Origin of the sequence: Actinobacillus porcitonsillarum, from assembly GCF_003101015.1 — a bacterium.
Lineage (GTDB): Bacteria > Pseudomonadota > Gammaproteobacteria > Enterobacterales > Pasteurellaceae > Haemophilus_A > Haemophilus_A porcitonsillarum.
Map to the genome: position 1 here is coordinate 180,894 of NZ_CP029206.1, position 19,025 is coordinate 199,918.

The window sequence follows — 19,025 nt, forward strand, 5'->3', positions numbered from 1 at the left end:
ACATGAAATCTGTCTTTACTGTTGCTTACACATGGTTTTTAATCCTTTGTTCCTATCTTTGTTTATGGGTTATTTCTGATTATTTGCTTTCAGATGCCACGCTTGCATTTCTATTTCTTCCTTTTGCATTAAGATGTGGTATCAATTTACATATCCCTAAAAAATATTGGTTCATCGCCTATGCAGCAGAATACACTATTTTATTATTACTCATTCTTTCATTTCCTGAACTCAATGCGTTTTCTTTATTTCTAATCAGTCTGCTTAGTTTCCCCATTACGTCTTTTTTTTATACGTATTACGTGGGATCGCAGTGGCAAAAGTTACTGGTTCAATTGAGTTTTATTATTGTATTAAGTCTTATCAGCAGTTTGGTTATTAGCCATTCGGCATTTTATTTTACTTTTCTGGTAAGCTTTACCGGTGGAATATTAATTATTCCGACTTGCTATTTATTGCATGATTTTTTATTCAATACCAAATGGCTACCTCTTACCGCTACCCTCGTAAAAAAGCCCATTACATTAAGAACTAAACATATCTTGATGTATATAGTACTTTTTACTTTAAACATTTATATTCAAACAACATTACCTAATGAATTTTATCGATTTGCCTTATTCTGTTTAGCCATTCCGATTATTTTGTTAGCTTTCCAATATGGATGGCAAGGTGCTTTTTTAGGCACCTTACTCAATAGTATCGCTTTAATTACGGCGATGCATAGCTTCTCAAATCTGGAAATCGCAGATCTTTTTTTATCTATTTCTGTTCAATCCATTACAGGCATTTTTTTAGGATTGGGTATTCAATATCAGCGAAATTTAAATCAAAGCTTGTCTATTGAGCTAGAAAGAAATAAAAATCTGACGAGACAATTAATTAATTCTGAAGAGGCTATTCGTAAAGAAATCTCTAGAGAACTGCATGATGAAATCGGACAAAATATTACAGCGATCCGGACACAAGCAAGTATATTAAAACGAGTAAGCAGTAATGCAAATCAAGAAAATATTGCCACCACGATTGAGCATCTTTCTCTGAATGTTTACGACACAACAAAAGGGTTATTAAATCGTATTCGCCCTAAATTATTAGATGATTTAGAATTACAAGAAGCCCTCGAAAATCTTTTTATTGAGCTAGATTTTGAACATCAAGGCATTGATATTTCACTTCATTGGGAAAATCCGCAACAATTAAAATTAGAACATGTATTAGAAATTACGATTTATCGTTTATGCCAAGAGAGTTTAAATAATATTATTAAATATTCACATGCGACAGAGGCCAGTATTTCTATTCAAATTTTCGAACAAATTAACATTATTATTCAAGATAACGGGATTGGTTTTGACCTTCAAAAAGAAGCACAAGGTTTTGGTATTAGAGGCATGAAAGAGAGGGTCAAAATTTTGTGTGGCGAATTTAAGCTTATTTCCAAACAAATTGAGCATGATGAATATGATCATGGCACAAAAATCATCATAAACTTACCTCGGTTTTAGTAAAAATGCAGATTGAAAAAGAGAAAGATCACATTTATCGTTACTGGCGTGTCCATATCATGATTGGAATGTATGTTGGATATGCCGGTTTTTACCTTACCCGAAAAAGCTTTAACTATGTCGTGCCAACTCTCATTACAGATTTAGGTATTGATAAAAATGATATTGGGATGATGGCGACCTTGTTTTACATTACTTACGGCATTTCTAAATTTGTGTCGGGGATGTATTCAGATAAAGCTAATCCCCGTCATTTTATGGCGTGGGGGCTCTTGATTACAGGTGTTACCAACATTCTTTTTGGGCTATCCAGCTCTGTATTGATGTTTACCACTCTTTGGGTTATCAATGCTTGGTTTCAGGGTTGGGGCTGGCCTGCTTGTTCCAAATTGCTAACAACATGGTATTCTCGTAATGAAAGAGGATTGTGGTGGTCTATTTGGAATACTGCACATAACGTAGGTGGTGCGATGATTCCTCTTATTGTCGGATACTTAACACTCCATTACAGTTGGCGCTACGGCTTTACCCTGGCAGGTATTACCGCAATTATCATTAGCCTATTTCTTTTCTCACGTTTAAAACATACACCAGAAAGCCTTGGATTACCAAGCATTGGACAATGGAGAAATGATAAGTTAGAGCAAGCACAAGAGAAAGAGGGAGCTAATCTCAATTGGCGTGAGATTCTCCACCATTATGTTTTCTTTAATAAGTATATTTGGTTATTAGCGCTGAGCTATACGCTTGTATATATTGTACGAACGGCAATTAATGACTGGGGAAATATCTATTTAACCGAAAAATACCATTACGATCTCGTCTCTGCCAATAGCTCTCTCTCTTTATTTGAAATTGGTGGGATTTTTGGATCGCTTGTTGCAGGCTGGGGATCAGATAAATTATTCTCAAGCAACCGAGGTCCAATGGCATTACTCTTCGCAATAGGCATTTTCTTCTCTATTCTTGCCCTATGGTTAATGCCTAAAGAAAACTTTATTTTACAAGCGAGTGTCTTTTTTGCGACCGGCTTTTTTGTTTTTGGTCCGCAAATGCTGATTGGTATGGCAGCTGCAGAGTGTGCTCATAAAAAAGCCCCGGGATCAGCCACAGGCTTTATTGGTCTTTTTTCTTATTTAGGCGCCGCTATTGCAGGTTATCCATTAGCGCTGATTATGGAATCTTATCATTGGAATGGCTTTTTCGTTGTGATAGTTTGCGCTGCATCCGGCATCGCTTTATTATTGCTTCCGTTTTTGAAAGCGCAAAATGAAGCCTAATTTCCTCTTTTCACTTTATAATTTATCTTAAAAAGGATACAAAAATGACGCATATTTATAAATTAACGGGTACACCTCAACATTATGTTTGGGGAGGAAAGGATTATATTCCTGAGTTACTTGGCGTAGAGAAAACACAACCCTACTATGCTGAATGGTGGTTAGGTGCTCACACCTCTAGCCCTTCAAACCTTGAAATTGATGGAAAAAACCGTCCTTTAACCGATTTTATTGCTGAAAATCCTCAAGTATTAGGGCAATCTAGCCTTGAGCATTTTGGTGAGGAATTGCCCTATCTATTGAAAATTCTAGATGTGGCAAAACCGCTCTCAATTCAATTGCACCCAACCAAACAACAAGCAGAAGAGGGATTTGCAAAAGAAAATGCAGCCGGCATAGATTTAAAAGATCCGACAAGAACATACAAAGACCGAAACCATAAACCAGAAATGATGATTGCTTTATCTGATTTCTGGTTGTTACATGGGTTTAGACCCAAAGCAGAAATGTTGGCTGTTTTATCCGAACGCCCATCTTTAGCTGATTTAGCAAAAAAATTAGAAAACCAAGATATTGCTACTTTCTATGCCGAAATCATGCAAGCCGATCAACTTCAATTAAGTACATGGCTTAATCCAATTATCGAAAGCAATAAAGCACTTTACCAACAACAAAAGTTAAGCATGGAAAATCCTGACTACTGGGTACTTTATACCCTAGAAGCGATGGAAATTTCTCCCGAAAAATTAGATGCCGGACTTATCTGCTTCTATTTATTTAACATTGTTCATGTGAAAAAAGGGGAAGGTATTTTCCAAGATGCAGGCATTCCACACGCCTATTTACGAGGTCAAAATATCGAATTAATGGCATGTTCAGATAACGTTATTCGTGGCGGACTTACCCCAAAACATATTGATATCCCTGAACTGCTCAGAGTGGTTGATTGCAGAGAAGTTATACCACAACTCATTGATATTGCCGATGAAAATCAAGCAATCTTTACCTATGCAACTCCTGCAAAAGATTTTGCCTTGAGTCAAATTCGCTATCAGCCTAATAATAAGTTTAAGCTTAATTCCTCAACGGCGGAAATCCTTTTTGTCATGCAAGGGGAATTAAAAATTACCGCTGAAAATACCGAATTAACGCTTAAACAAGGTGAATCTGCCTTTATTGGCGCCAATAGTACTTACCAGCTTGAAGGATGCACTGAAGGGTACGCCGTTAGTGCACATTTGCCTAAATAATATTACCGCCATGAAAAAAGGTCTAGATAATTTCTAGACCTTTACTTTATTTACTACTAAGTTACATTGAAACAATCACACATTCCGCAACGCTGCGCGCGTTAGATTGTGCCGTTGAGGCGGCTGCTCGATCTCCTACTGGTCCAACAAAAACTCTGTTCCATTCTGCATTTGTTGCAATTCTCGCATTAAAACCAGCCATTGCTAAACGAGCTTGCATATTTTCTGCTTGGGCTTTATTTTTAAACGCTCCACACTGTAAACCGAATCGTCCAGATTGGTTTGCTGCCTTTTCATTAGGTTTAGCTGCTGAAGCAACAATTTTAGGCTGCTCTTTCTTAACTGTTTCTGTTTTTACTTGAGTTTGTTGTGAAGCTTGCTCTACTTTAGATTGCTCGGTTTTAGCCTTATCTAATTTTGCTTTTTCTGTTTTTGCTTGTTCTACTTCAGCCGGTGTAGCAGTTGTCACCACTACCTTATTTTGTTCTGCTTTTTTCTGGGCAAGTTCTTGTTGTTTTTTCAGATCTGCTTGCTTGCGTTTTTCTTCTAACTTACGCTTCTCTTCAGCCAATTTCTGCTCTTGTGCCTTTTGAACAGCAAGTTCGGCATCAGAAGGCTGAACAACTGTTTTTTCTGTTGATACTGCGGTTTCTGTTTGTATTTGAGCTTTTTCAACTGAAGCTTGTTCTACCGCTAAACGAGCAAGTTCTTCTTGCTTACGCTTTTCTTCTAGCTGTTTTAACTGTTCCGGAGAAAGTTGTGCTAATTTTTCTTGTGTTTTCTTCGTTGGATTTGTTACCACTTCACGCGTTTCCAAATCACGAATATAGCTATATACTTCTTCAGGGCGGCTTGGAAGATTGGTTCCATTTGCCACGGGTTTAGTTGCCTCAACAGGAACAGGAATAGTTGGTGCAGGTGCATTTTCTTTTAACAACCACAAGCCTGCCCCCATTGCCAAAAGTAACACGACCACGATGGATAAAATTGTCGATTTGCTCACACCACTTTTTTTCTTTGAGCGAGCCATATAATCACGTCTAGGCACTTTATTTTTACCTTATAAATTAAAGATGGGAAATTGGTAAATTTTACTGAAAAAATAACCGCTTGCCTATCATCTCACAAGCGGTTATTTAAAATTTTTTGTAAATCTTTGTTAAATTTATCGATTTTACCGATGTGATAAATACACATCAAACCGATGATTCTTCGTTTCTTGGCTAAAATCAGGCTTCTGCTCTGCTAAAAACGGGGCATAATCGGGGCGCTTAACCACCACCCGTTTACGAGCTAACTGTTTTGCCGGCAAAAAGAAATCATCGGAATCCAAATCCGCCCCAACTAGATGCTGAAATACTCTCATCTCTTTTTTAACTAAGGCACTTTTCTGTTTATGAGGATACATCGGGTCAAGATAAACCACATCAGCAAAATCACGATTGGGATCCAGCTCTGCTATAGAGTGTACTGGTAACAAAATCATTCGCTCCCGCATAAAGTCGCCAATTTCTGCGTCTTGATAAGCTCGATTTAAACCATCTTCCAACAACGCACTCACAACAGGGTTTCGCTCAACCAATTTGACTTGGCACCCCACCGCAGCCAACACAAAGGCATCTCGCCCGAGCCCTGCGGTAGCGTCAATCACAGTCGGTAAATAATCGCCTTTAATCCCAACCGCTTTTGCTACCGCTTCGCCACGCCCTCCGCCAAATTTACGGCGATGAGCCATTGTGCCATCCACAAAATTCACCGCAATCGCTCCGAGTTTTGGCTCATCTAGTTTACGAAGTTCCAAACGTTCATTGGTTTGTGCTAACGCTAAAATTGCATCAGGATTATGTTGAAGTTGCCATTTTTCACAGGTTTGTTGAAACTGCTCGGCAAAATCGCTTTCGTTAATTAATTGGATTTTTGTCATTTTTTCTTTATGTAGGGACACACTGCGTGTGTCCAAAAATTACCATACCGCTATAAATGTGCGGACACACGCAGTGTGTCCCTACAAAATATAATCTTTAAATACATCATCAATGTGCAGGCTCAGGCTACATTTCCCAGCCACATCTTCACTTTCCCACGCCGTTTGCAAAATTTCAGGCGAAAGTGACCGCTCGTACTGTTCAGCAATCGGGAAATAGCTGATATGCCAAGGCTCTAAGCCAATTTGTTTACCGTGATCTTCCATAAACGGAAAATAGAAACCAAACTGCTCAGCATTGACTAACAGCCAATTTGTCAAACGTTGGAAATAACCGCCTGTTTGATATTCCCACGGCTCTAACATCAGCTTTTGTCCTTCGGGCAGTAAATCAGGATCGAAAATATCAATATCCGTTCCCCAATGATGACGGCTCGCCCCTGGCACAGCCGACCAACGCAAAATCGCTTGGCATTTTTGCCAATCGTCTAAGCAAGTCAAATCTAACGTACAGCCATTATCATCGTGGACTTTACGCTCGCCGTTAAACTTCGCATTCCAAATCATTTTTTGGCGTTCAAAATCACGATAAGTACTTGCTGGTTGCAAGTTAAAGCCCGCCTGTTTTGCCGCTTGTTGTAGTTGCAAAAAAGCGTTTACTACTTCTGCTTGCAATGCGTGTTTATCCGATAAGACATTCGGCAATGGCACTAAATGCTCACGGCTTTTACCCGTGAGGATTTCAGGTAAATTTGTAAAATTTGGCATAAATCAGACCGCTTGTAATAAGAGATGAGCCATTATAGCAAAAAGAAAGCTCGGCAAATACCGAGCTTCTTGATAATGTATGAAGAGAATAGAAATTACTCTTGACGAGTTAATACTTTACCCTGATATTCACCAGTCAAGGCATCTAGGAAGAAGGTAATATCATTCAACTCTTGATCGGTTAAGATTTTACCACTTTGATAGTGAGCCATTACTCGAACAGCTTCTTTTAAGCCCTTAACGCTACCATCGTGCATATAAGGGGCGGTTAAAGCCACATTACGCAAGGTTGGTACTTTGAAGCGATGCATATCGGCAGGATCTTTAGTTTGTGAGAAACGACCATGGTCATCAGCGGTAATCGGTGTGCCACGCGCTTTGAAATAATCATCATATAAGCCCATATATTCAAAAGATTGTCCACCCATTGCGCTACCTGTATGGCAAGTGTCACATTTCGCTGCTTTAAATGCCTCATAACCACGTTTTTGTGCATCATTCAAGGCATTTTGATCGCCTTTTAAGAATTTGTCGAAAGCACTATTTGGTGTGATCAAAGTTTTCTCAAATTCTGCAATAGCATCTGTTAAAGTTTCTGCGGTTAATTCAGGATAAGCCGCTAAGAACTCTTGCATAAAGGCGTGATCTTGTTTGAATTTCGCTAAAATTTCATCAAAACTATGCGAACCCATTTCGACAGGGTTAAGCGGTGGGCCTTTTGCTTGATCCGCTAAATCTTTCGCTCGACCATCCCAGAATTGTAAATGGTTAAAGGCTGCGTTATACACGGTTGGGGCATTGATACCACCTTTTTGCCCACGAATACCCGTTGATGTGGTTAACCTATCTACACCGCCTTTATCTAATTGGTGGCAGTTGCTACAAGCCACAGTACCATCGCCTGATAAACGTCCATCGTGGTAGATTTTGTCCCCTAAAGCAACCTTGCGAGGATCTGTGGCTAATGCATCAGGAATAGGTTGGACTAAACGAGTTGGATCAACTCCAGCCGTATTTTTTGGCACAAAATGCGCTGCACGCTGTTGATGGATCCAATCAAGCACCGTTTGCTTTTCCTGTTCATCAGGACGAGAACCCCAGTGAATATGAATAAAGCTCGCAATTGGCATTGTATCGTTGCGTAACACCGTTTCTAATTTAGCCAGATCCGCTTCAGATAATTTAGCAGGATCTTTCATTCCTTCTAACATTTTATCCAAACGGAAAAAGCGGTTGCCTGTTGCAACATCGTTTTCCATCATTGAACTTACACCAGGAATTTTGGCATAAAAAGGCATTTCTGCATTAGGGCTGTGACAATACTGACAGCCATTTTCAAAAAAAACTTTCGCCACTTCTTGCTGTTTGCCACTAAAATTAGTTTGTGCAAGTAGTTTTGCTGCTTGCTCTTGGTCAAAGGTATGTACATACCCAACCACCCCTAAAAATCCAGCAATGCCCAAGGCAATCGCTGATAATAGTAGTTTTTTCATTGGTAATACTCCATAAAGTAAAAGCGGATATATTATCCCCATAAAAAACTACGGTTATTTTGATCTAATTCAATAGATTTAATTTATAAATACTATTTGAATAATCGTTAAAATCTTTCGTTTATCTCTGGATATTTTTTAGGCGTTCAATTTAATGTTAGTCAATTAAATCTTGATTGCATCTTGTTTTTTTTTTGTACAATTAAGTTGGTTTTTAACCTATCTTAATTTAAGGAATAATGTAAATGAAAAAGACAATCCTCTGCTTAATGTTAGCTTTGACTACAGTCGGTTGCTCAGTTACTCACGAAGGTAGTACAAAATTACGCGAACAGACATTAAATTCCATTGAGAGCAAAATTATTGCGAACAAAACAACCAAAAACCAAGTAAGAGAAATTATGGGGGAACCCACAAAAATTACACAACAGCAGTCTGATCTGAGCGAAATTTGGTTCTATGAGTCTTATGATAAACATATGAACTATACACCTGTTGCAATGTTTCCGATTACATTGCCATTAGCAATCGTTTTTGGTTCTGGGAAATTAGTATCGCCAATTCAGGAGAATAAAAATGTGAAGCAGCTTCGTGTGAAAATTGATACAGGAACAAATATGGTCACGAATGTTTCTACGGCTGTGACACAAAACAACTGGTATTAATTTGAATACAGAACGAGAACAATCAGTAAAAAATGTAGGGGGGGTAAGACCTCCCCTACAATGATTAATCCATTTACAATGCTAAAATCTTCTGAGCAATCTGGTAATACACTTCACCACATTTGCCCAAATCATTCACGTTCACACATTCGTTCACTTTATGAATGGTTTGGTTGATTGGACCAAACTCAACCACTTCTGCACCCATTAAGGCGATAAAACGTCCGTCTGATGTGCCGCCGCCAGTGTCTAGCTTCGGTGTAATTTGTGTCACGTTTTCGACCGCTTGTATCGTGGCTTGAACCAGTTTTCCGTTGCCTGCTAAAAACGGTTTTCCCGACAAATTCCACTCAATTCGATGTTTTAATCCGTGTTTTTGCAACATTTCGGCAACTTTGTTTTTGATGATTTCATCATTCACTTCGGTGCAATAACGTAAATTGAACTGCACATAAAGCTCGCCCGGGATCACGTTATTACTGCCTGTACCGGCTTTGATATTGGCAATTTGTAAACTTGTCGGTGGGAAAAATTCGTTGCCGTTATCCCATTGGTAAGCGGTCAGTTCGCTTAAAAATGGTAGAGCCGTATGAACAGGATTTTCGGCTAAATGGGGATAGGCGACGTGTCCTTGAATGCCTTCAATATAAAGATTGGCGGTAATCGAACCACGGCGACCGTTTTTCACCACATCGCCAAGCTGTTTGGTGCTGGACGGCTCACCCACTACGCAATAGTGGATCGGCTCTTGGCGTTGCATTAAGGTTTCCACCACTTTCACCGTGCCGTCTTTGGCAGCGGCTTCTTCGTCTGACGTGATAAGCAAGGCAATTTTGCCCTGATGGTTCGGGTTGTTTTTCACAAAGGTTTCACAAGCGATCACCATTGCCGCTAAAGACCCTTTCATATCCGCCGCCCCACGCCCGTAGAGCATATCATCGACAATGTCAGCGGAAAACGGCGGATAAGTCCATTGACTTTCATCGCCTTCAGGGACAACGTCAGTATGTCCTGCAAAGGCAAGGCAAGGTTCGCCTTCGCCGTGGGTTGCCCATAAATTTAAGGTATCGCCAAAAGGCAACCATTCCAGCTTAAATCCGACCGCTTGTAGCCGTTCGGCAATCAGTTGTTGGCAACCTTCATCATTCGGGCTGATAGATTTACGTTGGATAAGGGCTTGGGCGAGTAAAATAATTTGATTTTTCATCTTATTTTCCAAATGCTTTCTTATATTCTGCTTCATTAAATCCTATCAACGCCACATTATCGGCAATCACAATCGGGCGTTTAATTAAGGTTGGCTGTTCGTTTAACACCTTTAATGCCAGCTCTTTGTTGAGATTATTTTTAATTTCATCATCAAGCCCACGCCAAGTGGTGCTACGTTTATTGACTAAGTTTTCCCAGCCAAATTTCTCTGCCATTTCAGCCAGACAAGCAGGATCTAAGCCATCAACACGGTAGTCGTGAAGTTGTGGGTCTAGGTTGTTATCCGCAAGCCATTTGATCGCTTTTTTCACGGTATCACAGTTTTTAATGCCGTAGATTTTTGTCATTTTATCTTCCTTTTTTATTCACATTCATTCATCGCTTGCCAGACTTTCAAGGCGTCCGCAGTTTCTGCTACATCGTGAACTCGCACGATCTTCGCCCCATTTTGTACTGCAAGCAATGCTCCTGCGACACTGCCTGCGACACGTTGATCGACTGGTTTGTTGATCACATTGCCGATCATCGACTTACGGGAAAGCCCGGCTAACACGGGATAGCCCGAAGCGACAAAGGCATTTAGATGTTTTAGCAGTTGATAATTATGTTGCACCGTTTTACCAAAACCAAAGCCGACATCTAAAATAATATGCTCTTTGGGAATGCCAGCCATTGTGCAAGCAAAAATGCGTTGGTTGAGAAAATCCGCCACGTCTTCAACCACATCATCATACTCAGGATTTTGTTGCATATTTTGCGGTGTGCCTTGCATATGCATTAAACAAACAGGCAAGCCTAATTCTACGGCAGTTTCTAAGGCGTTCGGCTCTTGTAACGCACGAACATCATTAAGAATATCCGCCCCGACTAAAGCTGATTGACGAAACACTTCCGCCTTTGAGCTATCCACCGAAATCAAGCAATCAAACCGCTTGCGAACGGCTTCAACCAACGGCACAACCCGTTCCAACTCTTGCTCAAGGGTAACGATTTCCGCATTCGAACGGGTGGACTCGCCACCAATATCAATAATATCCGCCCCGTCATTGAGCATTTTCTCCACTTGAAACAACGCTTTATCAAGGGTAAAAAATTTACCCGAATCGGAGAACGAATCAGGGGTAAAATTCAAAATCCCCATAATTTTCGGGGAAGTGAGATCTAACAAGCGGTCAGATCCTTGGAAATTTTTGTAATTTATTTGCATTATTTCTCCGCTCTCAACTTCGCCAACACGGCTTTCAGTTGTTTATCCAACGGTGCTGTCACGACCATTTCTTCTCCCGTTTTCGGGTGAACAAAGCGAATAGAATGGGCGTGTAAAAATAGACGGTTTAAACCCGCTTGTTGCATTTTTTGGTCAAATTCACGATCGCCATATTTGTCATCAAGGGCAATCGGGTGTCCTGCGTATTGAGTATGCACACGGATTTGGTGCGTTCTACCTGTCACAGGCGAAGCCTTGACTAAAGTCGCTGTCGGATAACGTTCTTCAATCACAAATCGAGTTTCGGACGGTTTGCCTTCTTCGCTCACTCGTACAATGCGTTCGCCACTGGCTAATTCGTTTTTCAATAGCGGTGCTTTAATCACTTTAACGTGCGATTGCCACTGCCCACGTACGAGTGCAAGATAATCTTTTTGTACAACTTTCTCACGCAATTGTTCGTGCAAATTACGCAATGCGGAACGTTTTTTCGCCACTAATAATAGCCCCGAGGTATCTCGGTCGATACGGTGAACTAACTCTAAAAAACGGGCTTGTGGGCGTAACGCTCGTAAGGCTTCAATCACACCGAAACTTAAACCGCTACCGCCGTGAACAGCAATGCCAGACGGTTTGTTAATCACTAACATTACATCATCTTCATAAAGAATTTGATGTTCAAGCTCGGCGACTTTGTTGAGTTTGGTCGAAATCGGGGCTTCATTTTTTTCTGCCACACGCACAGGCGGCACTCGTACAATATCGTCTGCTTGCAACTTATATTCGGGTTTAATCCGCCCTTTGTTTACTCGCACTTCGCCTTTACGCACAATGCGGTAAATCAAGCTTTTTGGCACGCCCTTGAGCTTGGCGAGTAAGAAGTTATCTAAACGTTGCCCAGCTTCATCTTCTGAAATAGAAAAGAATTGAACTTGGGCACTAATTACTTTTTCTGTTGTCATTACATTACAAACATTATTTAAGGTAAAATATTGCCTTAAATTTTAACACAAACGCCTCGGCTTCGGGGTAATTATTCATTTAATGAGGAAATCAAATGTCAGGACAAACGACAGAAAAAGCGGCAGAAGCTGCGCAACACGTTGATGTTGTTGCGGAAACAGAAAAAGTTATCGATAAAGTAAGTTCAATGAACTTCGATACGATGCTCAATGATTGGATTATCCCTTATGGCACAAAAATCTTACTTGCCATTGCCATTTTTGTTATTGGGAAGTGGCTAGCGAAACTTATCAGTAAATTACTCGGTAAAGCGGCTCTCGCGTCAACTAAAGATGAAATGCTACAAAGCTTCGTTCGCTCAATTAGCTACTTCTTATTACTTCTGATTGTCGTGATTGCTTCGTTATCTCAATTAGGGATCAACACAAGCTCCCTTGTTGCTCTTATCGGTGCAGCAGGTTTAGCTATCGGTTTATCACTACAAAACTCGTTACAAAACTTTGCAGCTGGCGTCATGTTATTGATCTTTAAACCCTTCAAGAAAGGAGATTTGATCGAAACAGGAGGCATGAGTGGTACGGTTGAAGAAATGGGTTTATTAGTGTTAGAACTTCGTACTGGCGATAATAAAACGGTACTTATTCCAAACGGTAAAGTGTTCTCTGATAGTATTGTGAACTATTCTGACAATGAAACACGCCGAATCGACTTTATTTTTGATATTTCTTACGATGCTGATATTGCTAAGGCAAAAGCAATTGTTGCGAATATCCTAGCAAATGATTCTCGTGTATTAAAAGATCCTGCACCGGTTATTGCTGTTAGTGCTTTAGCGGCAAACAGTGTTCAGCTTGTTGTGCGACCTTGGGTAAATACATCTGATTATTGGGCTGCTCACTGGGGTATTACTGAAAATGTGAAATTAGCCTTTGATGAAGCTGGCATTGCTATTCCATATAATCAAATGGATATTCATATCACAAGCGAAGAAACTATCGCTCTTGAAAAGAAAAAATATAACTAATCTTAAATAAACAAGCGGTTGAATTTAACAAACATTTTGCAAAAAATCTGTTAAATTCAACCGCTTAACTTTTCTTACTAAATCTTATTTTGAAGCAGGTTCTTTTTTCTCAATCATATCTTCAGGAATAAACGATTTCTGAACTTTCTCCATATGCGGAAGATTGTGAGCAATCCCTTTGTGGCAGTCAATACAGGTTTTGTTTTGCTCTTGAGCCATAGCGTGCATTTGCTGTGCCACGGTTTTTTGTTGGGTAAAGTCCATATCATCGAAGTTATGACAGTTACGGCATTCTTGTGAATTATTCGCTTTCATACGCGCCCATTCACGTTCTGCCATTTCTAAACGATGCGCTTCAAACTTCTCTTTGGTATCCACTTTGCCGGTGAAATGTGCGTAAACTTCCGTTGAAGCTTGAATTTTACGTTTCCATTTTGGTAAAAATTCGTGTGGCACGTGGCAATCGGAACAGATCGCTTTCACACCAGAACGGTTGCTGAAGTGAACAGAAGCTTGATATTCAGGTACCACATCATTCATATGACAATCAGAACAGAACTGCTCCGTATTGGTATACTCTAAGCCTTTGTTGAAACCACCCCAGGCTAAAATACCGCCGATGGCTGAAATTAAAATAATTGTTCCTGCCGCCATTTTGCTTGGTGTACGAAACCAATTCCAAAATTTTTTAAACATTGTTTTGCTCCTTATTTACCTTGCGTTTGGCGAATTGTGTCAAATTTGTTTTGAATAATCGGGTTTACATCTGTTTGTTGCACGTGGCATTGTAAACAGAAGTAACGACGAGGCGATGCGCCCTCTGTAGGTTTACCATCACGATCTAAAAAATGGCTTGCTGGAATACGTGTTGCACCTGTCGTTTGAGCCACTTCTGGAGAATGGCAACCTAAACATTGGTTGGTATTTTTGGTGACCTGCAAACCACGAATGCTATGAGGCACAAGCGGTGGCTGATGAGGGAAGGTAATCGGGATGTTCCCTGCATCTTTATAAGGGTTCGTAAATGCCGGCGCAACACTTTCTGCCGTGTTGTTTATATCCGTTGCAACTTGCGTATTTGCCACCGCAACACCTGCAAGTGCGGTCAAAATTAGGGTTAAAATTTTTCTCATTGGAATTCACTCCGTTTTTAATTATTTTTGTAGGGGAAAATGACATTTGCCCCATTCACATAAATTATTTTTTGGGGGCTAATGTAATTGGCCCTTACATTAAACATTCACGTTCAAATATTTTTCACATCAATCCCTTTCTCAAATCGGCTCCCAAAGGCAAAAACCTTTTCAGGGCAGACGTCAATACAACGCCCGCAACTGATGCAATCTTGGGATAACACAATTTGGCTATCTTCGGGTTTGCCGTGCAATGGTAAGCGTAACACTTGTGGTTCAGGACACACATTGTAGCAGTCCATACAGCGGTCGCAGCGATTGCGATCAATCACATTCACTTTAATCAAGGCTTTGCGACCAATTAAGGCATAAGTTGCCCCGATTGGACAAAGATGTCCGCACCAGCCGTGTTCGACCACGAAAAGATCAAAGAAGAATACGATTGCCACCAGCCATAGGGTTGCGCCTAAGCCAAAGACAAAAACACGTCCCAATGCCGCAACAGGGTTGATCCATTCCCACAAAAGTGTACCTGAAATAGCACTTCCTACTAAAATCATCACAAGAATGCCATAACGTAGCCCTCGTGGTAATTTTGCACTCTGACGAATACCCAATTTTCGGCGTAACCACGCTGCCGCATCGGTTACCATATTCATTGGACAAACCCAACTGCAAAAGGCTTTAGTTGCGACCAGCGCATAAAAAGCGATGATGATTAACGCCCCTAAAATCGTACTCCATTCAGGCAAATAGCCTGTTGCAAGGCTTTCTGCGGTAATGAGCGGATCCGTTAAAGGAATAACGTCAAATAATAAACTTGCACTGTAATTCCCTTTTAAGATCCAGACATTCCAAAATGGCCCACTTAAAAACATCGCAATAATCGCCAGTTGGCTTAAACGGCGTAAAATAAGAAAGCGATAAGCTCTCCACCAGCCTAATTTCTGACGCGCTTCTAAGCCTGCATCTTGTGGGCGATTAGGCGTAGTTTTGACTTCAACCATTTACTTCACCCCTTTGATATTCAAGTCTAAGTTAGGGAAATGCTCGGCATCAGGTACCGTTGTTGATTTCGGCACATAATCTTGCGTTGCTCGGCTCGGTGTTGCCACTTTAAGGTTTGGCTGAACTTGCATTGGCTGATAAACCGGTTCATATTTGCCTTCCGGCATTTGAGCCTCAAAGGCAGGACGTAAACCATCTGGATGTTGATCTTCCAACAACGCTTTGCCTGCATTTTGCTTTTCTTGCCAACCCAGTCGATAATGGCGCCCTAATAAACCTTTGGCTAAATCCATTGGAAGTACCTTAATAGCGGCTTCTTCCAACACACAGGCCTGCTCACATTTTCCACAACCTGTACAAGCATCAGAATGTACGGTTGGAATTAATTTGGCGTGAATACCTGTGCGATCATTGTGAATGCGCTCAAGGGTAATCGCCTTATCCACCAAAGGACAAACACGATAACATACATCACAACGCAAGCCTTGCCAGTTCAAACAAGTTTCGTGGTCGAGCAATACCGCCAATCCCATTCTTGCGTCATTAATGTTTTTCAATTCCTCACTTAATGCCCCACTTGGACAAGCCTTCATACAAGGAATATCCACGCACATTTCACAAGGCTTATCACGAGCCACAAAATAAGGTGTGCCGGCTTCCATTGGTGAAAGCAAACTTGCCAAATGCAACATATCGTAAGGACAAGCCTGTACGCATTGACCACACCGTGTACAAGCAGCTAAAAATTCACTTTCCGGCAACGCCCCAGGGGGACGAAGTGCCACGCCCTCTTTAGCATTCGCTTGGTGTTGTTGTAATCCTAAGATCACACCAACCCCACAGACACCTGCCGCTGTTCTGGTTGCATTTTTGAGAAACTGGCGGCGGTTTGGATCTAATTTCATCGTCATATCCTGCGTAATTTTTGTAGGGGCGAAACATTTTTCGCCCTTTCATCATTGGGGCAAATGTGATTTGCCCCTACAAGCGGTTAAATTTTCAAAAATTTTGCCAATTTTGACCGCACTTGCTATTACGCCTTCACGACTTTAACCGCACATTTTTTGTAATCGGTTTCGCCTGAAATTGGATCAGTTGCATCTAATGTTAATTTATTCGCTAACTGCCCTGCGTCAAAGAACGTTGTAAAGACTAAACCTTCCGGACATTTATTACGACCTCGCGTATCCAAATGCGTAATCATTTCGCCACGACGAGTAATTAATTTCACTTTATCGCCATGACGTAATCCACGTTTTTTCGCATCCGCTGGGTGCATCCAACAGAGATTATTTGGGAACGCTTTATGTAATTCAGGCACACGGCGAGTCATTGTGCCTGTATGCCAATGCTCTAATACACGACCTGTGCTTAACCATAAATCATATTCTTCATCCGGGCTTTCTGCCGGACCTTCATAAGGCACACCTAAGATAATCGCTTTTTTATCCGGATAACCGTAGAACGCTACGCCTTCCCCTGCTTTTACATAAGGGTCATAGCCTTCACGATAACGCCAAAGTGTCTCTTTGAATTCGCCTGTTTTTTCATCTTTTACCACAGGCCAACGTAAACCACGCACTTGATGATAAGTATCAAATGATGCTAAATCATGTCCGTGTCCACGACCAAATTGTGCGTATTCTTCAAATAAACCTTTTTGTAAGTAATAACCGAAGTGATCTGCTTCATCATTCAAATAGCCCGGTACATCTTTCGGTGTGTCAAATTTATTGACTTCGCCATTTTCGTAAAGTACTTGGTAAAGGGTTTTGCCACGATATTCAGGCATTTGTGCTAACAACTCTTCGCTCCACACATCTTCTGTTTTGAAGTATTTAGAGAATTCAACAATTTGCCATAAATCTGAACGAGACTCGCCCGGCCCTTTCACTTGCTGACGCCAGAATTGAGTACGGCGTTCTGCATTACCATAAGCCCCTTCTTTTTCTACCCACATACAAGTTGGTAAAATTAAGTCTGCCGCGACCGCACTTACAGACGGATAAGGATCAGAAACAACAATAAAGTTGTCTGGATTACGCCAGCCTGGGAAAATCTCTTCGTTAATGTTTGGACCACCCTGCATATTGTTGGTACAAAGCTGCCATAAGAAATTCATCTTGCTGTCTTTTAACATACGGCTTTGCATTACCGCAGGATAACCTGGTTTAGTTGGAATCGTGCCTTTCGGTAATTTCCACGCCGTTTCTACGATTTCTACGTGTTTTGGATTTGTCACCACCATATCCGCCGGTAAACGGTGTACGAAAGTCCCTACTTCACGCGCTGTCCCACAAGCAGACGGCTGACCTGTTAGAGAGAACGGACCGCAACCTTCTAACGAAATTTTGCCTGTGAGTAAGTGAACGTTATACACCATATGGTTTACCCATACACCACGAGTATGTTGGTTAAAGCCCATTGTCCAGAATGACACTAATTTTTGGTTCGGATCCGCATACATTTTCGCTAATGTTTCAAGTTGCTCTTTTGGCACCCCTGAAATTTCGTGGGCTTTTTCTAAGGTATAAGGCGCAACAATTTTCTTGAATTCTTCGAAATCGCTGTCATACATTTTGCCTGCGGTTTTCACATTTTTCGCTGCTTTTTGTAACGGATGTTCCGGACGTAAACCATAACCAATATCCGTTTCGCCACGTTTGAATTTAGTATGCTTATTCACAAAATCCCAATTCACTTTATCGTTTTGGATAATGTAGTTGGCGATATAGTTAAGAATAGCTAAATCTGAGTGCGGTTTAAAAATAATTGGTGTATCCGCCAGTTCAAAAGAACGATGCTCAAAGGTGGACATCACGACTACTTTCACTTTGTCATCAGATAAACGGCGGTCAGAAATACGGCTCCATAAAATTGGGTGCATTTCCGCCATATTTGAGCCCCAAAGCACAAAAGCATCGGTTTTTTCAATGTCGTTATAGCAACCCATCGGTTCATCCATACCAAAAGTACGCATAAAGGCAACCGCTGCCGAAGCCATACAGTGACGTGCATTCGGGTCAATGGTATTTGAACGTAAACCACCTTTCCAAAGTTTCACTTTGGCATAGCCTTCAAAAATGGTTGTTTGACCAGAAGAGAACATACCGATTGCATTCGGATCTTTTTTCTCTTTTAAAATCGTTTTGATTTTATCTGCCATAATGGTAAAGGCTTGCTCCCAAGAAACCGGTGTAAAATCCCCTTCTTTGTGGAATTTACCGTCTTTCATACGTAGTAATGGCGTTTGAACACGGTCAGCACCGTACATAATTTTGGATAAGAAATAGCCTTTAATACAGTTTAAACCACGGTTTACTTCTGCATCCGGGTCGCCTTGTGTTGCCACAACACGCCCATCTTTTGTACCCACTAATACGCTACAGCCCGTACCACAGAAACGGCACGGCGCTTTATCCCACTTAATCCCCATATCATCAGCCGCATAGACGTTTTTCACAGGGATCGTCATACCAGCAGCCGCAGCAGCTGCAATCGCCGCATTGGCTTTCATAAAATCTCTACGATTAAGTTCCATAATGTTTCCCACTTAAGTTAAAAATTAAACCGCTAGGGACACACTGCGTGTG

At 41.0% G+C, this 19,025-nt stretch carries 18 protein-coding genes; 5 read left to right on the forward strand and 13 right to left on the reverse strand.

The annotated features are described in order from the left end of the window. The first annotated feature begins 2 nt into the window (after window positions 1-2). The 3 genes from uhpB to manA are packed head-to-tail and all read left to right on the forward strand — an operon-like array spanning window position 3 to window position 4,038. Window positions 3-1,508: a signal transduction histidine-protein kinase/phosphatase UhpB gene (uhpB, locus tag DDU33_RS00925; protein ID WP_108922554.1), complete on the forward strand. Its 1,506-nt coding sequence runs from the start codon at window positions 3-5 to the stop codon at window positions 1,506-1,508. A gap of 5 nt (window positions 1,509-1,513) precedes the next feature. Then, on the forward strand, window positions 1,514-2,788 hold the full coding sequence (gene uhpC, locus DDU33_RS00930) for an MFS transporter (protein WP_005818026.1): 1,275 nt from the start codon (window positions 1,514-1,516) through the stop codon (window positions 2,786-2,788). A 44-nt stretch (window positions 2,789-2,832) separates the two neighbouring features. Continuing rightward, window positions 2,833-4,038: a mannose-6-phosphate isomerase, class I gene (manA, locus tag DDU33_RS00935; RefSeq protein ID WP_108922557.1), complete on the forward strand. Its 1,206-nt coding sequence runs from the start codon at window positions 2,833-2,835 to the stop codon at window positions 4,036-4,038. Window positions 4,039-4,099: 61 nt separating this feature from the next. On the opposite strand, the gene DDU33_RS00940 is transcribed toward manA, so the two are convergent. The 4 genes from DDU33_RS00940 to DDU33_RS00955 all read right to left on the reverse strand — a co-directional run bounded on the left by DDU33_RS00940 (window position 4,100) and on the right by DDU33_RS00955 (window position 8,223). Continuing rightward, a complete protein-coding gene (locus tag DDU33_RS00940) occupies window positions 4,100-5,086 on the reverse strand; it encodes an SPOR domain-containing protein (RefSeq protein ID WP_039895387.1) in 987 nt (328 codons plus the stop codon). A 126-nt stretch (window positions 5,087-5,212) separates the two neighbouring features. Continuing rightward, complete coding sequence (locus tag DDU33_RS00945) at window positions 5,213-5,962, reverse strand: class I SAM-dependent methyltransferase (protein ID WP_005818021.1); 750 nt, start codon at window positions 5,960-5,962, stop codon at window positions 5,213-5,215. An 81-nt stretch (window positions 5,963-6,043) separates the two neighbouring features. Further along, on the reverse strand, window positions 6,044-6,730 hold the full coding sequence (locus tag DDU33_RS00950) for a M15 family metallopeptidase (protein ID WP_108922559.1): 687 nt from the start codon (window positions 6,728-6,730) through the stop codon (window positions 6,044-6,046). A 95-nt stretch (window positions 6,731-6,825) separates the two neighbouring features. Further along, complete coding sequence (locus tag DDU33_RS00955) at window positions 6,826-8,223, reverse strand: cytochrome-c peroxidase (protein ID WP_108922561.1); 1,398 nt, start codon at window positions 8,221-8,223, stop codon at window positions 6,826-6,828. A gap of 245 nt (window positions 8,224-8,468) precedes the next feature. Here DDU33_RS00955 and DDU33_RS00960 point away from each other — a divergent pair, with 245 nt between their 5' ends. Then, window positions 8,469-8,888, forward strand: a complete 420-nt coding sequence (locus DDU33_RS00960; protein WP_108922564.1) for a hypothetical protein — start codon at window positions 8,469-8,471, stop codon at window positions 8,886-8,888. Window positions 8,889-8,961: 73 nt separating this feature from the next. On the opposite strand, the gene dapE is transcribed toward DDU33_RS00960, so the two are convergent. The 4 genes from dapE to rluC are packed head-to-tail and all read right to left on the reverse strand — an operon-like array spanning window position 8,962 to window position 12,266. Further along, window positions 8,962-10,095 (reverse strand): succinyl-diaminopimelate desuccinylase, encoded by a 1,134-nt coding sequence (gene dapE, locus DDU33_RS00965; protein ID WP_108922567.1) that lies wholly within the window; start codon window positions 10,093-10,095, stop codon window positions 8,962-8,964. A gap of 1 nt (window position 10,096) precedes the next feature. Beyond that, a complete protein-coding gene (locus DDU33_RS00970) occupies window positions 10,097-10,444 on the reverse strand; it encodes an ArsC family reductase (protein ID WP_108922569.1) in 348 nt (115 codons plus the stop codon). Between the two features lie 14 nt (window positions 10,445-10,458). After that, a complete protein-coding gene (folP, locus tag DDU33_RS00975; RefSeq protein ID WP_108922571.1) occupies window positions 10,459-11,304 on the reverse strand; it encodes a dihydropteroate synthase in 846 nt (281 codons plus the stop codon). Beyond that, a complete protein-coding gene (gene rluC / locus DDU33_RS00980; protein ID WP_108922573.1) occupies window positions 11,304-12,266 on the reverse strand; it encodes a 23S rRNA pseudouridine(955/2504/2580) synthase RluC in 963 nt (320 codons plus the stop codon). Before rluC ends, folP begins: the two co-directional genes overlap by 1 nt. 95 nt (window positions 12,267-12,361) lie before the next feature. Here rluC and DDU33_RS00985 point away from each other — a divergent pair, with 95 nt between their 5' ends. Continuing rightward, window positions 12,362-13,291, forward strand: a complete 930-nt coding sequence (locus tag DDU33_RS00985) for a mechanosensitive ion channel family protein (protein ID WP_108922575.1) — start codon at window positions 12,362-12,364, stop codon at window positions 13,289-13,291. An 84-nt stretch (window positions 13,292-13,375) separates the two neighbouring features. On the opposite strand, the gene DDU33_RS00990 is transcribed toward DDU33_RS00985, so the two are convergent. From DDU33_RS00990 to napA, 5 genes are all read right to left on the reverse strand, one after another. Next, window positions 13,376-13,987 (reverse strand): cytochrome c3 family protein, encoded by a 612-nt coding sequence (locus DDU33_RS00990; protein ID WP_108922577.1) that lies wholly within the window; start codon window positions 13,985-13,987, stop codon window positions 13,376-13,378. Window positions 13,988-13,998: 11 nt separating this feature from the next. Then, a complete protein-coding gene (locus DDU33_RS00995) occupies window positions 13,999-14,424 on the reverse strand; it encodes a nitrate reductase cytochrome c-type subunit (protein WP_108922579.1) in 426 nt (141 codons plus the stop codon). Window positions 14,425-14,537: 113 nt separating this feature from the next. Continuing rightward, window positions 14,538-15,431, reverse strand: coding sequence for a quinol dehydrogenase ferredoxin subunit NapH (napH, locus tag DDU33_RS01000; protein ID WP_108922582.1), 894 nt, complete (start codon window positions 15,429-15,431; stop codon window positions 14,538-14,540). Beyond that, a complete protein-coding gene (gene napG / locus DDU33_RS01005; protein WP_108922584.1) occupies window positions 15,432-16,337 on the reverse strand; it encodes a ferredoxin-type protein NapG in 906 nt (301 codons plus the stop codon). Window positions 16,338-16,465: 128 nt separating this feature from the next. After that, a complete protein-coding gene (gene napA / locus DDU33_RS01010; protein WP_108922586.1) occupies window positions 16,466-18,973 on the reverse strand; it encodes a nitrate reductase catalytic subunit NapA in 2,508 nt (835 codons plus the stop codon). Window positions 18,974-19,025 lie beyond the last annotated feature (52 nt).

What these genes read in the sequence shown, in the direction of transcription:
- uhpC (WP_005818026.1), top strand. Translation starts at nt 1,514, where the DNA reads ATGCAGATTGAAAAAGAGAAAGATCACATTTATCGTTACTGGCGTGTC.
- rluC (WP_108922573.1), bottom strand. Translation starts at nt 12,266, where the DNA reads ATGACAACAGAAAAAGTAATTAGTGCCCAAGTTCAATTCTTTTCTATT.
- DDU33_RS00970 (WP_108922569.1), bottom strand. Translation starts at nt 10,444, where the DNA reads ATGACAAAAATCTACGGCATTAAAAACTGTGATACCGTGAAAAAAGCG.
- manA (WP_108922557.1), top strand. Translation starts at nt 2,833, where the DNA reads ATGACGCATATTTATAAATTAACGGGTACACCTCAACATTATGTTTGG.
- napA (WP_108922586.1), bottom strand. Translation starts at nt 18,973, where the DNA reads ATGGAACTTAATCGTAGAGATTTTATGAAAGCCAATGCGGCGATTGCA.
- folP (WP_108922571.1), bottom strand. Translation starts at nt 11,304, where the DNA reads ATGCAAATAAATTACAAAAATTTCCAAGGATCTGACCGCTTGTTAGAT.
- DDU33_RS00995 (WP_108922579.1), bottom strand. Translation starts at nt 14,424, where the DNA reads ATGAGAAAAATTTTAACCCTAATTTTGACCGCACTTGCAGGTGTTGCG.
- DDU33_RS00985 (WP_108922575.1), top strand. Translation starts at nt 12,362, where the DNA reads ATGTCAGGACAAACGACAGAAAAAGCGGCAGAAGCTGCGCAACACGTT.
- DDU33_RS00950 (WP_108922559.1), bottom strand. Translation starts at nt 6,730, where the DNA reads ATGCCAAATTTTACAAATTTACCTGAAATCCTCACGGGTAAAAGCCGT.
- DDU33_RS00960 (WP_108922564.1), top strand. Translation starts at nt 8,469, where the DNA reads ATGAAAAAGACAATCCTCTGCTTAATGTTAGCTTTGACTACAGTCGGT.
- dapE (WP_108922567.1), bottom strand. Translation starts at nt 10,095, where the DNA reads ATGAAAAATCAAATTATTTTACTCGCCCAAGCCCTTATCCAACGTAAA.
- DDU33_RS00990 (WP_108922577.1), bottom strand. Translation starts at nt 13,987, where the DNA reads ATGTTTAAAAAATTTTGGAATTGGTTTCGTACACCAAGCAAAATGGCG.
- uhpB (WP_108922554.1), top strand. Translation starts at nt 3, where the DNA reads ATGAAATCTGTCTTTACTGTTGCTTACACATGGTTTTTAATCCTTTGT.
- napH (WP_108922582.1), bottom strand. Translation starts at nt 15,431, where the DNA reads ATGGTTGAAGTCAAAACTACGCCTAATCGCCCACAAGATGCAGGCTTA.
- napG (WP_108922584.1), bottom strand. Translation starts at nt 16,337, where the DNA reads ATGAAATTAGATCCAAACCGCCGCCAGTTTCTCAAAAATGCAACCAGA.
- DDU33_RS00945 (WP_005818021.1), bottom strand. Translation starts at nt 5,962, where the DNA reads ATGACAAAAATCCAATTAATTAACGAAAGCGATTTTGCCGAGCAGTTT.
- DDU33_RS00955 (WP_108922561.1), bottom strand. Translation starts at nt 8,223, where the DNA reads ATGAAAAAACTACTATTATCAGCGATTGCCTTGGGCATTGCTGGATTT.